Raw genomic sequence first — 14,473 nt, forward strand, 5'->3', positions numbered from 1 at the left:
AAACAATAAGGAGTGCGGAGATGAGCAGCAAGCGTATCTTGATGATTACTGGCGACTTTACTGAAGATTACGAAACCATGGTTCCTTTCCAGGCATTAATGGCAGTTGGCCATCAGGTAGATGCTGTTTGCCCTGGCAAGGCATCGGGTGACACCGTGGCGACGGCGATTCATGATTTCGAAGGTGATCAAACCTATTCTGAAAAACCTGGTCACCGATTTGCGCTCAATGCCGATTTTGAGCGTATCGATCCCGCTGATTATGATGCCCTGGTGGTACCCGGTGGGCGTGCTCCGGAATACCTACGTTTGAATCAAGATGTGTTGACGATGGTTCGGCACTTTTTTGAAGCCAACAAGCCTGTCGCCGCGATTTGCCACGGCGCACAACTGTTAGCCGCTGCAAAAGTGCTCGAAGGAAGGCAGTGTTCTGCATACCCCGCTTGCCAGCCAGAAGTTGAGCTTGCGGGCGGGCATTTCGCCAGCATCGACGTAAGTGATGCGGTAACCGATGGCAACCTGGTAACGGCGCCCGCTTGGCCAGCACACCCGGCTTGGCTTGCTCAATTTATGGCGCTGCTAAACAAGTGAGCACTGGGTCGTTAGCATAATCATATAAAGCGAAGCCTGCGCGCCTAACCGACATGCATCTACAGACATGCATCTACAGACATTAGGCGCGTAGCGTCGTTGCCCGCTATGCTAACGACTTATCTGAACGTTAAGAGATCACACCCATGTGCAAACTCTTTATTCACGCCAATCCTGAGCTGTGGTCCAGCGCGACGCATTCACTGCGTATTGATGGCATGGTGACGAGCGTGCGAATGGAGCACTACTTCTGGCTCATTCTGGAAGAGATCGCCACGCGTGATGGTATGAATACGGCTCAACTGATTACTCGCCTATATCATGAATCTATCGATGCCGGACACGACCTGGGTAATTTCACCTCGTTTTTACGCGTGTGCGCGCTGCGTTACCAGGCGCTTCAACTATCGGGAGACATTCCCGCTCAGCATGAGGTACCGATTGCGACTCTGGATGCCGAGGAAATACTCATTCGTGAAAGTCGATCCAGGCGCAGCCAGGTTCACTAATCCTTACCGCCTCAGAGTTATAATGAGCAACATTAAGGCACCGATGGGTAGCGATAAAGATAGTGGCGGAGACGGTACTTGAAACAGTACTTGAGACGGTACTTGAGACAGTACTTGAAACAGTACTTGAAACAGTACTCAAGACAGTCATTAACAGGACTTTTATGACAGATGTTGCCACTGCCGTGCGTCAATTACTCGCCACGGCACCGGAAAAAACATTACCGATGACTTATCAACAAGTGGCGGCGGCATTGGGCTTGACGCCTCCTCGTACTATTCAGCGGGTAACGCAGGCGTTGGAACAGCTTATGCGCGACGATGCCGCTTCTCATCGGCCATTTATCGCTGCATTGGTGGTCAGCCGCCGGGGCGAAAATATGCCCGCCGCTGGGTTCTTTGAGCAAGCCGTCGCGTTGGGGCGCTTTCCTGCTCACCCCATACAGCATACGGAGGCTTATCGCGCTGAATATCAGCAGGCGTTGGCATCGCGTTCAAACGCATAATCTTATTTAGATGGCTTGCGTAACGGATCAAGCAAGTCGCTCAGCCCGTTATGGTCAATCTCCTGCATTAGTTGCAGCAGCTGGCCAATTTCTCCCGATGGAAATCCCTCCCGCGCAAACCAGTTAAGATAGGGCCCCGGCAGATCGGCAATCAGCCAGCCCTGGTGTTTGCCGAATGGCATCGTACGGGTGACCAGTTTTTCAAGGTCTTCAGGCCTCATATCTTTGTTTCCTCTGTGCTTATCTACCGCGCTGGTTTCCGAAAAGACGTAATTTTGTTAGACTTTAGTCGACAAATTATACCCCCCTCGATGCCGGGCGATTATAGCTTCGGTAAGTTACTTATGTATCGTCTGGATATGACATGCACAAACGTTTTAGTTTTTTACTCTGCACACCGCTTCTGGCGATGGCAGCGATGCCCGTTTCGGCTGATGAGCCTGTTGATGTTGTATTAATTGGTGGCGGTATCATGAGCGCCACACTAGGTACCTATCTTCAAGAATTAGAACCTGATTGGGATATCTATCTTTACGAACGCCTGAGTCAGGTTGCTGAAGAAAGTTCCAACGCCTGGAATAACGCAGGCAGCGGCCACTCTGCCTTTATGGAAATGAATTATACGCCGGGTGATGGCGAGCACGTTGAAATTGAGCGCGCGGTTAATGTTACCGAACAGTTTGAAATTTCCCGTCAGTTCTGGGCCCATCAGGTTGACCAAGGGATTCTTAGCGACCCCAAAGCCTTTATTAATTCGGTACCGCATCACGCGTTGGTGTGGGGGCAAGACGATGTCGCTTTCCTGCGCGAACGTTATGCACGCATGACTGAAAACCCGCTATATGAAGGCATGGAATACTCGGAAGATCGCCAGGAGATCGCTGAGTGGATGCCGCTTGTCATGGTCGGTCGTGATGACAACGAGCCGGTTGCCGCGACCCGCATGCAGATGGGTACAGAAGTTAACTATGGTGCCCAGGCTCGCCAGATGATTGAAGGCTTGGGTGATAGCGATAACTTCACCCTCTCGCTTAACAGTGAAGTGCGCGGCCTTGAACGCAATGACGACGATACCTGGCATGTGACGATTAAAAACCTGGAAAGCGGTGATGAATCCACCGTTGACGCCCGGTTTGTGTTTATTGGGGCTGGCGGTGCCGCGCTGCCGCTACTTCAGGAATCTGGTATTCCGGAAGCGAATGCCTATGCCGGCTTCCCGGTGGGCGGTCAGTTCCTGTACACCACCAATCCTGACGTTGTGTCTCAACATCAGATCAAGGTATACGCCAAAGCGGGCGAAGGCTCTCCGCCAATGTCGGTGCCGCACCTAGACTTCCGTAACCTGGATGGCAAGCCAGCGCTGTTCTATGGCCCGTTTGCGACTTTCTCGAGCAAGTTTCTGAAAGAAGGCTCGTGGACTGACCTATTTGGCTCCATGACGTTTGATAATATCTGGCCGACAACTCAGGTAGGAATGCACAATTTCAACCTGGTGCGCTACCTGGTGGGCCAGGTAATGATGTCAGATGATGACCGCTTTGAAGCACTGCAGGATTTTTACCCCGAAGCGAACAGCGATGATTGGGAGCTGTGGACTGCTGGCCAGCGGGTTCAGATCATCAAGGATGACCCTGAGCGTGGCGGACTCCTGCAGTTTGGTACCGAAGTGGTAAGCTCTGAAGACGGCTCTATTGCCGCACTTCTGGGTGCTTCACCCGGTGCCTCTACCGCGCCGCCCATCATGCTGCATTTGCTGGAAAACGTGTTCGCTGAGCAGGTACAAAGCGACGAGTGGCAGGAAAAACTGACCCAGATCGTGCCTTCCTACGGCCAGCGCCTTTCCGAAAACCCAGAGCTGCTGCGTGAAATGCGTGTATATACGGCAGAAGCGCTTAAGCTGAATGAGCCGATGAATGCTGCTGAAACAGACACAGACGTTCAAACGGAAGTTGAAAACGTACAGCCTGAATCAGAAGCCGCTGATGCCGGTGAAGAAAGCAGCGCTGACGAAAACGTTGATACACAAAGCGAAGAGCAGGACGCCGAAATACAAGAAGTTGCTCTGTAAGGTTTTGCCAACTCAAACCTGAATGCACTAACGTGCCATATCAGGTGCGCTCGATAACGCTAGCCCCTTTCAAGGGGCTAGCGTTTTTTTGGCTTCAATAATCACAATTGGCGGCTTCACAAATCAGTTGGGCAAGGGCGCGGGCTGGGGCACTCAGCTGGCTACTGGCACGATGAATCAACCCTACATCGCGATGAAACGTATGTTCACCTAGCGAGATGGCGCGCACCGCTGGCGGCCAAGGCTGCAATGCGGCTACCTCCGGCACCAGGGCAATACCCACGCCGTTGGCAACCAGTTGAATAATAGTGTCCAGTTCATCCACCTCACACAGCTCACGCACGTGGCAATGCTGGGCGCGTAAAAAGCGGTCGACCTGGCGGCCACCAAACGAGGTGCGGTCATAACGCACAAAAGGTTCTCGGGTCAGCAGCTCGCGCCAGTCATCACCTTCAACAGAAGTCGGGACTATCAGCCGATAAGGTTCATGGGCAAGCGGTGTCCAGCGTAAATCGCTGTGCAGCGAGAAAAACGGCCGAATAATGGCCGCCATATCAAGCTCACCTGCATCCACCTGATTGACCAGTGCCATGGAAAGCCCCGGCAGCACGCGGCTCCGACAGTCTGGATAGGCACGGTGAAAGCGAGCCAGGGCACTGGGCAGTAGCGAGCGCTGAATGGAGGCGATAGCGCCTATGTTCACCGGCGTTCTGGCAGGTTTATCGGCATTGGCTTCGCCAAGCGTCCGGTAAAGGGCTAATAGGGTATGTGCCTGTTGAAGTACTTCCTGGCCTTGCGCCGTTAATACCGCCGCGCGGCCTTTTCGGGCAAACAGGGTAACGCCCAGCTGTTCTTCTAGTCGCTTCATCTGTGCGCTGACGGCTGCTTGCGTCAAGCCGATCTTTTGGCCTGCCGAGGCAAAGGTGCCTTCTTGAGCAACGGCCGTTAAGGTTTTCAATTCTCGTATCATTGATAAATAATATTTGTGAATTAATGAAAAAGATATTGATTTTATTTTTATATCGCGCGGCCTAGGATGACTAATACAGGTTGGCACTTTGTTTGCGCCACGCCTTACAAAACGATAGCTAACAGGAGACCACTATGAGCCTTTCCCCTTTCCATCTTGCCATCCCGGTTTACGATGTGGCGCTAGCTCGGGCTTTTTACAACGACGTTTTCGGCTTAGAAGAAGGGCGCTCCAGTGACAACTGGGTCGACTTCAATTTCTTTGGTCACCAGCTTGTGATTCACGGGCATCCTAAAACGCCCAGCCAAGAAAACGCTCATACCAACCCGGTAGATGGCCACGACGTTCCGGTGCCGCATTTTGGGGTGATTCTAGAGTGGGATGAGTGGGAGGAGCTTGCCGAGCGCTTGAAGGCACATAATACCGTTTTCGTAATTGAGCCCTACGTGCGCTTTAAAGGCCAAGTGGGTGAGCAGGCCACCATGTTCTTGCTCGACCCATGCGGTAACGCGTTAGAGTTCAAGGCATTCAAGGACAAGAGCCAAATCTTTGCCAAGTGAGTTTGCCACGTAATCTGGCCAAGTAAGTGATAATTACCCCTGCAGCATTTGCTCCTGGCGGCGATGTTGCAGGGGAGATTCGCCAAAGTAGCGTTTATAGTCGCGGCTGAATTGCGGCACGCTACGATAGCCCACCGCCAATGCCGCCTGATTGACGTTATGCCCCTGCTGCGACAGAAGCTGCTGAGCTTTTATTAGCCGCAGCCGCTTCAGATACTGGGCAGGGGAAGCGCGAGTAATCTGCTTGAAATAGTGATGAAACGTCGAAACGCTCATACTGGCCTGCTGGGCTAACTGCTCGACCTTAAACTCATCAGCGAAACTTACGTGAAGCCTCGACAACACCTGCACTATTCGTGAGTAGTGCCCCTGTCCGTTTACTAGTGCTCTAAGCGCTGGCCCTTGCTCCCCTTTCAGCGCCTCGAAAACCACTTCACGAATGCGTGCTGCTCCCATGATGGCGCATTCTGTTGCGCACGTCAGTGTAACGGCTAGCCGATCCACCGCCTCCTGCATGCCTGATGTCATGGCAACCGACGCCATGGGTTTTGGGGAAATAGTCGGTGCGCTGATATCGCCCATGGCCATGACCATTTCGCTTAACAGCGCCGGATCCAACTTTACCGAAATACCCAGCAGTGGCGCTTCGGGTGAACCATAGGTTTCACACTCAAACGGCAGCGGTAGGGTCTGTACCAAGTATTGCCCGGGGTTATAGTGAATTTCACGATCGCCCAGATAGCCCACTTTTCGGCCCAGAGCAATAACGGTCAGACTGGGCTCGTACAGTAACGGAGTGCGCGCTTGATGGCGCCCCAGACACAGCAGTGAGACGCCGGATAAGCGCGTCTGGGTGATGCCGTCTGCCTTGGTTAGCGTTGCAATAATGCGTGCCAAGGGCGGGTAGGTAGGTAACAGCGTGCTCATGAAGACCTGCCAGAAATGTTTGAAAATGGGCAGCTTAAGATAATAATGTCAAATATCGGCCATTTTTTGTTATTTTATCACAATTATATGGAGGAATAGGCAAAAAATACGGAGCTTCGCTCATCGTTATTGCTGCTCAATCGGCGAATAATAGTCAGGCGTCCTCGTGGTCAAGAGGATCACCGATTTAAGGAGTTTTATCTGATGAGCCAAGCCAAATCCTACGCTGCCTTTGCGGCGGATAAACCGTTAGCGCCTTTTTCATTTGAGCGTCGTCAGCCGCGTGCTGATGATGTCGCCATTGAGATTCTTTACTGTGGGGTTTGTCACAGCGACCTGCACTTTGCCCGTAACGATTGGGGCATGAGTCAGTACCCGGTTGTGCCCGGCCATGAAATCGTGGGCCGTGTCACTGCAGTAGGCCACAAGGTGAGCCGCTTCAAGGAAGGCGACCTGGTAGGTGTCGGCTGCATGGTCGACTCCTGTCAGACCTGCAGCGCGTGCAAAGATGGCGTGGAACAGTACTGTCTGGAAGGGTTTACCATGACCTACGGCAGCCTAGATCGGCAGGATAGCACTATTACTCAGGGCGGCTATTCAGATGCTATCGTGGTTAGCGAACACTTTGTAATGAAGATGCCGGACGGCATTGATCTGGCTTCTGCGGCGCCCATCCTTTGTGCTGGTATTACCACTTATTCGCCACTCAAACATTACGGTGTAGGCAAAGGCCACAAGGTGGGCGTTATCGGCATGGGTGGTCTAGGCCACATGGGCGTCAAACTGGCCAAAGCGTTGGGTGCTGAAGTTACCGTATTTACCCGCTCAGATGCCAAGGTAGAAGAGGCCAAGCGCAATGGCGCTGACCACGTCGTTGTTTCAAGCGACACGTCCCAGATGGAGGCTGTCGCGGAAAGTTTTGATTTCATGCTGGATACCGTGCCGGTCCAGCATGACTTGAATCCTTACCTTGCATCACTCAAATACGACGGCACGCATATTATTGTCGGTCTTTTAGAGCCGATTGAACCAGCTATTGAAGCCTTCAACCTAGTGCTCAAGCGCAGAGTAGTAGCTGGCTCCTTGATTGGCGGTATTGCTGAGACCGAGGAACTGCTCGCGCTATGCGCTGAGAAGGGAATTACCTGTGATATCGAGATGCTGAATATCAATAACATCAATGAAGGCTTCGAGCGTATGGAGAAAGGCGACGTGCGCTATCGTTTTGTGATTGACATGGCCACGCTAAAGGACTCTGCCGACTAACGGAAAGTGAGTAACGATTAGGAGTGTTAACCACCCATCGGGGCTTTTGCTGCGGTGGGCTTTTTTATGTCCTCGCGTTATACATAGGTCGATAGTACGCCGTAAAAAGCTTCTGCTTGGTTTATTCTGGCCTCTGTTAATGATCAATATCTAAAAAAGCAAGGGGATCAAATAGATGAGGCATCTCTCGATTAAGTGGGGTTTGACCGCTGCATTGGCATTGATGGTACTTATGATCGGATTGATCAGTGGCCTTGGATTTTACGCCAATCATACAAGTGGCCGAGCACTTGAGGAGCTTGCCGATATCAATGTGCGATTGACGAACCTTGCCAACCGAACCCAGGTCAATGCGTTAAGAGCGCAAACTTTTCTGGACCGTTTTGCAAGCTTTAGCACTCAGGGGAACCCGGAAAAAGGCCAAGCCAGCCTACTAATGGCGACGGAAGCAGTCGCCGCAGCGCAGGCGCGCTTTGATGAGTTTCAAGCGCTTCCAGTACTATCGGAAAGCGAATTGGCAGGCTATCGCGAGGCGGTAGTGGTGGCTTACGAAGCGTTCGTTATTAATGGCATCATACCTTTGCTGGAAGCGGCGCCGTTTCAGGTTCAGCGGCGTCAGGAGGCGTTAGGCGAGAGCAGCGCCCAGCTTGACGAGGCCATGGGGGATTTTATTACCTATACCGAGAGTCGAGGGCGGCGAGTGATTGAGCAAGTTGACCAGCTAGCGCAAATAATCGGGGTCATCGCCCTGGTCTTGCTGTTCATTTCCTTTGTTGCGGCGATTCTTATCCGTATAGCAATGATGCGTGGCGTAGTACACCCGCTTAACCAGGCGATAGCGCATTTTGCGCATATTGCCGACGGTGACTTGACCGGGCGTATCGAAGCGCGGGGTCGAAACGAAGTGGGCCAACTATTTAGCGCGTTAGCCACAATGCAGGCTAAGCTAAAAACGCTGGTCATCTCGTTAAGAAGCAGCAGTGAAAGTGTCTTTAGCGGTGCTGGCGATATCTCGGTAGGAAGCCAGGATCTCTCCTCACGTACCGAGCAGCAGGCATCGGCGCTTCAGCAGACGGCTTCGAGCATGGAAGAAATGTCGACCACGGTGAGCAAAAATGCCGAAACGGCGGTAGCCGCCGACCAGCTGTCGGTGGCGGCCTCGCAGTCTGCCAAGGCGGGGGGAGAGGAAGTTCAGCATACGGTGCAGTTGATGCGTGACATTGCGGCCAGCGCGAATCGCGTTAACGATATTATCGGTGTGATCGACTCGATTGCGTTTCAAACCAATATTCTGGCGCTTAATGCGTCGGTTGAAGCTGCTAGAGCCGGTGAGCAAGGGCGCGGGTTTGCGGTCGTCGCCAGTGAAGTTCGCTTGCTTGCCACCCGTAGTGCGGAATCAGCCAAGGAAATTCGTGGCTTAATTGAGCAAACGACGTCGCAAATCACAGGTGGCGCCGCGCAGGCTGAACGCAGTGGGCACACCATTCAGCAAACGGTTCAGGCGATCGGTCAGGTAACCGCCCTGATGGGCGAAATATCAACGGCAAGCCGTGAGCAAACCGGAGGTATCGAGCAAATAAATGCGGCGCTGACGGAAATGGATTCAGTCACTCAGCAAAATGCCGCACTGGTGCAACAAACCAGTGCCGCCGCTGGGGCGCTTGAAGATCAGGCGCGTCAATTAGCCGAACTCATGGCAACTTTTCGCCTTGATGAGCAGGCAGGTAAGGCCCCAGTATATTTGGCGTCTTCTGCATTGCCCTCATCATGGTCTACGGAGACTAGCTCCTCTACTAAAAAGCCTTCCCGACAGGTTGGTGTTAAAGAAACGGCCGCTGATGATTGGGATGAGTTTTAAATAAACGTTTTGGTGTTTCACCTGACCGGGCTGGTAAGAAAGTTAACAAGCCTGGTCAGGGTGCTGAGTAGAACGTCTTCTCAGTACAAACTAGACGTGGGCTGATACCCGTAAGCGTACGTAGTCAGCGGTCCAATTGCCTTGGCCATCGTTTAAACTATGGCTCAGCAGCATGATGGTGTTATCAATTATGGAGTGGCGGAGATCCTCTTCCAGCCCATGTAAAAACGGGCTGGCGAAGGTTTCAATCCAACCTGTCATGCCTGTAGGTAACGCAGTAGGGCGAGGGATCAGCTCGATGGAATCCACCTGAAATCCAACGGTTTGTAGTAAGTGGGCGTACTCTTCGGTGGTTGGGAAATACCATGGATGCCGCCCGCGAGCGCTAACCCCTCGAAACTGAAGCGACGCAATCAGTGCGGTGCAAATGGCCGCAACGTTACCGTGCCCACCAAACTCAGCGACAAACCGACCGCCCGGTTTCAATGCACGCTTAACGCCAGACAGAACCGCTTGTGGGTCAAGCATCCAGTGCAGAGCAGCGTTGCTAAAAACGGCATCAAATTCGTGATCAAATGGAAGGTCGTGCGCATCAACCAGACGCGCGGTAATCCCGCGTTGGCGGGCGGCCTCCACCATGTCCTCTGAGGTATCAACGCCTAACACATCGGCGCCGAGCTGCATCAATTGCTCAGTTAATGCACCGTCACCGCAGCCCAAGTCTAAAATGCGTTGGCCCGGTTGAGGCGAGAGCAGCTTAACGACATCACTACCCAGTTTGGAAACAAAGTCAGCATTTCTAGCATATTGGCCAGCATCCCACTCTTGACCAGGCGCATTCGGCGTAATGTTGTTCATGGCGGCTTCCTAGCATCGTTATATTTCAAGGGGAGTACAAAGAGTATAGCCTGCGGCGGCATAACGTCTGCGCCGACAAGAAAATATCTGATTTTTTAAGCGTATGAACGTTAACTCAGATGCCACTTTTGAGCGCCTTTTCTGCCTTATAAGATCACTTACGGTCTAGTGCTTGCTATCTAGCTCATCACGTCAGACACGATTTTAATCACACTCCGCCTTTGACTCTCCATCAAAGGAAAAGTCGTTTTATTGTATTAATTTGCATGTCTCACTATGTGAGATGAATTGGTCGTTTTGTCTTGTTATGTTTTAAAACAAAGAAGCCAATAATGATAAAAACCATGTCAACTTATGAGCAATCTCATCGTGCTGGGCCCGCCACGCTGATTCATGCAATGCAGATACTAAAAGTGACGGCGCAGGGTGGCCACCGTGGTGCAAGCATCGACGACTATTTAACGGCGCTTGACTTCAGTCGTCCCACACTTTATCGCTTGCTGAAAAGCCTTAAGCAGCAAGGTTATTTGCGATCATCACCTGTTAGAGGCCGTTATCTATTGGGTTACGAACTCCTGGTGCTAGGTGCTCAGGCGGGTAATGGGGCGGGGCTTCGTGACTTGTCTCGTCCCAGGTTATTGGCGCTAGCCCAACGGCTTGGGGATAGTTTTTATCTGTTTGCTCAGGATGGCGTTAATGCGGTCTGCCTGGAAGTCCAAAACGGCGCCTATCCTGTTGGCAGTTTTGTACGAGCGACGGGGGGACGTGTGCCGTTAGGCGTAGGGCAAGCCTCTATTGCGCTGCTCGCTTACCTTCCCGTTGAAGAGCAACAAGACATATTAAGCCGCAATGCAGAAACTCTTCTGAATGAGTATGGGATTTCCATTGCGGCAGTCAACGTTGAAATTACCCACCTAAAGGAGCACGGATTTGCGCGGGGCGTTGAAGGCTCTTTGCTGCCCGAATACGCCGGGCTAGCTATTCCCATTCTTGATCATAGCGGGCACCCGTTGGGCGCGATGAGCTGCTCAATGCTCAAGTCGCGCATGACGGACACTCACCGCAAAGAGGTTCTGGAAAACATGCACTCTGAGGTTCGCGAAATGATTGATCAGGCCCACGGATTACTTTATCTGGAATAACTACCATGTCACTACCCACTCACCCTACTCACCAGCGAAGTTGCGGCTGGAACGACTGGCTACCCACGCGCCAGGAAAAACCATCTCTTCAAGGCTCTGACGTCGCCGACGTGGTGATTATTGGCGCTGGTTATACGGGTGTGGCTGCGGCGATGGCGTGGCAAAAACATCATTCCCAAGACCGCGTTACGTTACTTGAAGCCGATAGCATCGGTGAAGGTAGCCCTGGGCGAAATTCTGGTTTCATGCTTGAAGTGGCGCTAGCTAATGACGCGCATCCCAATGAATTGGCGCGTATGGCCAAGTTGAACGCGCTTAGTCGCCAAACGATGGCGCTATTGCGTGAGCGAGTCGAGCAATATGGCATTGATTGCCAGCTTCATCATAGCGGCACCTATCGAGCGGCACGTAGCGATATTGGGCAGCATGCGCTACACCAATACCGTGAGTTTCTCGAAGGGGCTGGCTTAAGCTATCAAGCTATTGATAAGGCTGAGCTTTATGAACGGCTGGGCACTAATTACTACCAGCAGGGGCTTTATTCGCCGGATTGCTATCTGGTGCAACCGGCTGCACTGATCACCGGCTTGGTGGATAACCTTGATCCTGCCATTCAGCTATTTGAACGCTCACCGGCTATCGGCGTTTTACCTGATGGCGCTGGCTGGCGCGTAATCACGCCTGAAGGCGAAGTTAAAACGCCAACCGTCATTCTTGCCAACAATGCGTTCTCGCGTGCATTAGGTGCTGACACCTCGCGGTTAACGGCCATCTATACGTATGCAGCATTAACGCCTCCTCTCTCTAGCGCCGACCAGCAGCGCATTATTAGTGAGCAATGGGGACTACTGCCGGCGCACCGCCTGGGTTGTACGCTGCGAACCACCAGTGATGGACGGCTGATGATTCGCTCACGTTATAGCTACGAAAAAGAGGCTGACAATGCACTTATTGAGGCTGAGCTGAAAGCCAGTCTTGAGGCTCGCTATCCTGAGCTTGGCCCTGTGCATTTCGACAAGATGTGGGGCGGAACCACGGGCCTGACGTATAACGGCGCGCCGTTTTGGGGTGAACTGCAGTCAGGCCTGTATGTCTCGGCTGGGTGTAACGGTGGGGGAATAGTCAAAGGCACCTATTTGGGGGATGCCCTGGCGCGCCATGCGTTAGGTTTACCGGTTGAGGATATTGCATCGCTATTTGGTAAAGCCAGCTGGATGCCCCCGAGCCCGATACGCAAGCTGGGGTTCTATTTAAAAAGCGGTATCGAGCGTCGTAAAGCAAAACGTGAAACTTGAAAGCTCCTTCCTTATAAAAACAGAGAGATTCCTATGGATCCCCAAGCACATATCGGATTGCTGTCCATTCTTCCTGCCACGTTAGCTATTATCCTGGCATTTATTACGCGTAATACCGTTTTCTCATTAGCAGTGGCCTGCTTTGTCGGCGTGATTACACTGGGGAATGGCTTGATGGGCTTTCCCACCCTGTTAAAGGAAACGTTGGGCACGACCAGCTTCTCCTGGATACTGCTTCTCGAGTTGTTCATTGGTACGGTCATTGCTTTCTTTCAGCGCACCGGAGCCATCCAAAACTTTACGGCTTGGGTTGAGCGTCGCGCCTTAACACGTGTCCGCGTTCAGCTCATAGCCTGGCTGATGGGTATGTTTGTCTTCTTTAGCGACTATTTCAGCCCCTTGTTCGTGGGTAGTACGATGCGCGGTTTGACTGACCGCTACAGGGTCTCCCGTGAAAAGCTTGCCTATATTGCCGACTCAACATCCGCACCGGTCAGCGTATTGGTTCCAATCACCGGGTGGGCCGTATTTATCTCTGGCCTGCTGATTGGTATGGGGCCCATTGAAACTGCCGGGCAGGCGATGGGCGTATTTCTTAATGCGATCCCTTTTAACCTCTATGCCTGGCTTTCTGTACTTATGGTGGGCCTGGTGATAATTGGCATCATTCCTCTATTTGGGCCCATGCGTCAGGCCGAAAAGCGTGCGCAAGAAGAAGGAAAAGTGCTTCGCGATGGTGCCGAGCCCCTGGTGGGTGAGGAGTTGACGGAAATTCCCGCCTATGAAGGCGCACGTACGGGGCTACTGTTAAACTTTTTTGCCCCGGTAATGATTGTTATTGGTGTCGCGGTAGGAACTTTCATTGTCATGGGTTCTGCTAAAACCATGGAAGCTTTTTTGGCCGCTGCGGTATTCCTGGGCGTTGTAATGCGCCTGCAAGGCATCCCCTTTAACGACATCATGAAAACAGCAATTTCAGGAATGAAAGGCGTTATGCCGGCCATTATTATTCTTGCGCTGGCTTATTCGCTTAATCAGCTTTCCAAGGATATGGGCACCGCCAGCTATATCGTGGAAATTTCCTCGGGCTGGCTTACGCCTTCGCTGTTGCCCGCCATGACGTTTCTAATTGCGGCATTGGTAGCTTTTTCAACAGGTTCATCCTGGGGTACTTTCGCGATCATGATGCCGCTGGCAGTGCCTCTGGCATTTAATTTTAGTGGCGATGTGCTTACCCCGCTGATATATGCAACGGTTGCTGCCGTAGCCGGTGGAGGAGTGTTCGGAGATCACTGCTCACCGCTATCGGACACTTCGGTGCTTGCGTCCACTGGGGCGGCTTCTGATCACATTGACCATATTAAAACCCAAATCCCGTTTGCATTGACCGTTGCTCTGTTCTCTCTGGCCGCCTATTTGGTTGTTGGTCTGTCGCTCTAATATTTAACGCTTGGCTCCACCTGCTTATCAATCAGCTTTACGACATCAGCAAAACTCTCCGTTGTTAAGCAGCAAGACTTATTATTGCTATCTTGATAGGTAGGCCAATAAACAGGAGATAGATAATGGCAGGCGGATGGGCAAAGGATGGTGCCGAACAAGAGCAAATCGAAAGAACGCTGGACGATGCCGTTGAGCTGGCTCGCAGCCGACTCCCTCGGGGGGAAAGTCGTAAATATTGTGAAGAGTGTGATGGGGTGATCCCTGAGGCACGCCGTATTGCTGTTCCCGGTGTACGGCTATGCGTTGCTTGTCAGAACGAGCACGATAAAAAACAGTCGAATGCTGGCAGTTATAATCGTCGAGGTAGTAAAGATAGCCAGCTTCGCTAGCAGGCCCACTATACTTTTTCTTGAGGCCTAATATATTGCATCTTATTTGGTGAAACGTTTAGCAGTAAGCTAGCGGCGTGGTGCTGTGCAAT

At 52.2% G+C, this 14,473-nt stretch carries 15 protein-coding genes; 11 read left to right on the forward strand and 4 right to left on the reverse strand.

Translation table 11 applies throughout. From position 1 onward, the window contains the following. Window positions 1–20: 20 nt before the first annotated feature. The 3 genes from INT33_RS04470 (at window position 21) to INT33_RS04480 (ending at window position 1,605) form a co-directional block, all read left to right on the forward strand. Window positions 21–590 (forward strand): DJ-1/PfpI family protein, encoded by a 570-nt coding sequence (locus INT33_RS04470; RefSeq protein ID WP_018916588.1) that lies wholly within the window; start codon window positions 21–23, stop codon window positions 588–590. Window positions 591–736: 146 nt separating this feature from the next. Further along, complete coding sequence (locus INT33_RS04475; RefSeq protein ID WP_193091234.1) at window positions 737–1,099, forward strand: ribbon-helix-helix domain-containing protein; 363 nt, start codon at window positions 737–739, stop codon at window positions 1,097–1,099. Window positions 1,100–1,263: 164 nt separating this feature from the next. Beyond that, window positions 1,264–1,605 (forward strand): hypothetical protein, encoded by a 342-nt coding sequence (locus INT33_RS04480; protein WP_193091235.1) that lies wholly within the window; start codon window positions 1,264–1,266, stop codon window positions 1,603–1,605. A 2-nt stretch (window positions 1,606–1,607) separates the two neighbouring features. On the opposite strand, the gene INT33_RS04485 is transcribed toward INT33_RS04480, so the two are convergent. Next, window positions 1,608–1,826, reverse strand: a complete 219-nt coding sequence (locus INT33_RS04485) for a DUF3820 family protein (RefSeq protein ID WP_192536902.1) — start codon at window positions 1,824–1,826, stop codon at window positions 1,608–1,610. Between the two features lie 143 nt (window positions 1,827–1,969). Here INT33_RS04485 and mqo point away from each other — a divergent pair, with 143 nt between their 5' ends. Continuing rightward, window positions 1,970–3,673 carry a malate dehydrogenase (quinone) gene (gene mqo, locus INT33_RS04490; protein WP_192536903.1) on the forward strand — a complete coding sequence of 568 codons (1,704 nt, stop codon included), beginning with the start codon at window positions 1,970–1,972 and terminating at the stop codon, window positions 3,671–3,673. Between the two features lie 94 nt (window positions 3,674–3,767). On the opposite strand, the gene INT33_RS04495 is transcribed toward mqo, so the two are convergent. Next, window positions 3,768–4,643 (reverse strand): LysR substrate-binding domain-containing protein, encoded by an 876-nt coding sequence (locus tag INT33_RS04495; RefSeq protein WP_192536904.1) that lies wholly within the window; start codon window positions 4,641–4,643, stop codon window positions 3,768–3,770. 134 nt (window positions 4,644–4,777) lie between these two features. Between INT33_RS04495 and INT33_RS04500 the strand changes: the two genes are divergently transcribed. After that, window positions 4,778–5,203: a VOC family protein gene (locus tag INT33_RS04500; RefSeq protein ID WP_192536905.1), complete on the forward strand. Its 426-nt coding sequence runs from the start codon at window positions 4,778–4,780 to the stop codon at window positions 5,201–5,203. Window positions 5,204–5,236: 33 nt separating this feature from the next. Here the strand turns inward: INT33_RS04500 and INT33_RS04505 are convergent, their stop codons facing one another. Beyond that, entirely contained in the window at window positions 5,237–6,130 is an 894-nt protein-coding gene (locus tag INT33_RS04505; RefSeq protein WP_192536906.1) for an AraC family transcriptional regulator, read from the reverse strand. Between the two features lie 204 nt (window positions 6,131–6,334). Here INT33_RS04505 and INT33_RS04510 point away from each other — a divergent pair, with 204 nt between their 5' ends. Both INT33_RS04510 and INT33_RS04515 read left to right on the forward strand, forming a co-directional pair. Beyond that, window positions 6,335–7,396, forward strand: a complete 1,062-nt coding sequence (locus tag INT33_RS04510; protein WP_192536907.1) for an NAD(P)-dependent alcohol dehydrogenase — start codon at window positions 6,335–6,337, stop codon at window positions 7,394–7,396. Between the two features lie 175 nt (window positions 7,397–7,571). Then, window positions 7,572–9,254, forward strand: coding sequence for a methyl-accepting chemotaxis protein (locus INT33_RS04515; RefSeq protein WP_192536908.1), 1,683 nt, complete (start codon window positions 7,572–7,574; stop codon window positions 9,252–9,254). A 90-nt stretch (window positions 9,255–9,344) separates the two neighbouring features. Here the strand turns inward: INT33_RS04515 and INT33_RS04520 are convergent, their stop codons facing one another. After that, entirely contained in the window at window positions 9,345–10,112 is a 768-nt protein-coding gene (locus INT33_RS04520; protein ID WP_192536909.1) for a class I SAM-dependent methyltransferase, read from the reverse strand. A gap of 344 nt (window positions 10,113–10,456) precedes the next feature. Between INT33_RS04520 and INT33_RS04525 the strand changes: the two genes are divergently transcribed. From INT33_RS04525 to INT33_RS04540, 4 genes are all read left to right on the forward strand, one after another. Further along, entirely contained in the window at window positions 10,457–11,254 is a 798-nt protein-coding gene (locus INT33_RS04525; RefSeq protein ID WP_225736030.1) for an IclR family transcriptional regulator, read from the forward strand. A gap of 5 nt (window positions 11,255–11,259) precedes the next feature. Beyond that, a complete protein-coding gene (locus tag INT33_RS04530) occupies window positions 11,260–12,549 on the forward strand; it encodes an NAD(P)/FAD-dependent oxidoreductase (RefSeq protein WP_192536911.1) in 1,290 nt (429 codons plus the stop codon). A 33-nt stretch (window positions 12,550–12,582) separates the two neighbouring features. Then, window positions 12,583–13,989, forward strand: coding sequence for a Na+/H+ antiporter NhaC family protein (locus INT33_RS04535; protein ID WP_192536912.1), 1,407 nt, complete (start codon window positions 12,583–12,585; stop codon window positions 13,987–13,989). 125 nt (window positions 13,990–14,114) lie between these two features. Next, on the forward strand, window positions 14,115–14,381 hold the full coding sequence (locus INT33_RS04540) for a DksA/TraR family C4-type zinc finger protein (RefSeq protein ID WP_192536913.1): 267 nt from the start codon (window positions 14,115–14,117) through the stop codon (window positions 14,379–14,381). Window positions 14,382–14,473 lie beyond the last annotated feature (92 nt).

The sequence above is a fragment of the Halomonas colorata genome (assembly GCF_014897985.1).
GTDB lineage: Bacteria > Pseudomonadota > Gammaproteobacteria > Pseudomonadales > Halomonadaceae > Vreelandella > Vreelandella colorata.

Coding starts and splice junctions, on each gene's coding strand:
- INT33_RS04470 (WP_018916588.1), top strand. CDS start 21: ATGAGCAGCAAGCGTATCTTGATGATTACTGGCGACTTTACTGAAGAT.
- INT33_RS04475 (WP_193091234.1), top strand. CDS start 737: ATGTGCAAACTCTTTATTCACGCCAATCCTGAGCTGTGGTCCAGCGCG.
- INT33_RS04480 (WP_193091235.1), top strand. CDS start 1,264: ATGACAGATGTTGCCACTGCCGTGCGTCAATTACTCGCCACGGCACCG.
- INT33_RS04485 (WP_192536902.1), bottom strand. CDS start 1,826: ATGAGGCCTGAAGACCTTGAAAAACTGGTCACCCGTACGATGCCATTC.
- mqo (WP_192536903.1), top strand. CDS start 1,970: ATGCACAAACGTTTTAGTTTTTTACTCTGCACACCGCTTCTGGCGATG.
- INT33_RS04495 (WP_192536904.1), bottom strand. CDS start 4,643: ATGATACGAGAATTGAAAACCTTAACGGCCGTTGCTCAAGAAGGCACC.
- INT33_RS04500 (WP_192536905.1), top strand. CDS start 4,778: ATGAGCCTTTCCCCTTTCCATCTTGCCATCCCGGTTTACGATGTGGCG.
- INT33_RS04505 (WP_192536906.1), bottom strand. CDS start 6,130: ATGAGCACGCTGTTACCTACCTACCCGCCCTTGGCACGCATTATTGCA.
- INT33_RS04510 (WP_192536907.1), top strand. CDS start 6,335: ATGAGCCAAGCCAAATCCTACGCTGCCTTTGCGGCGGATAAACCGTTA.
- INT33_RS04515 (WP_192536908.1), top strand. CDS start 7,572: ATGAGGCATCTCTCGATTAAGTGGGGTTTGACCGCTGCATTGGCATTG.
- INT33_RS04520 (WP_192536909.1), bottom strand. CDS start 10,112: ATGAACAACATTACGCCGAATGCGCCTGGTCAAGAGTGGGATGCTGGC.
- INT33_RS04525 (WP_225736030.1), top strand. CDS start 10,457: ATGTCAACTTATGAGCAATCTCATCGTGCTGGGCCCGCCACGCTGATT.
- INT33_RS04530 (WP_192536911.1), top strand. CDS start 11,260: ATGTCACTACCCACTCACCCTACTCACCAGCGAAGTTGCGGCTGGAAC.
- INT33_RS04535 (WP_192536912.1), top strand. CDS start 12,583: ATGGATCCCCAAGCACATATCGGATTGCTGTCCATTCTTCCTGCCACG.
- INT33_RS04540 (WP_192536913.1), top strand. CDS start 14,115: ATGGCAGGCGGATGGGCAAAGGATGGTGCCGAACAAGAGCAAATCGAA.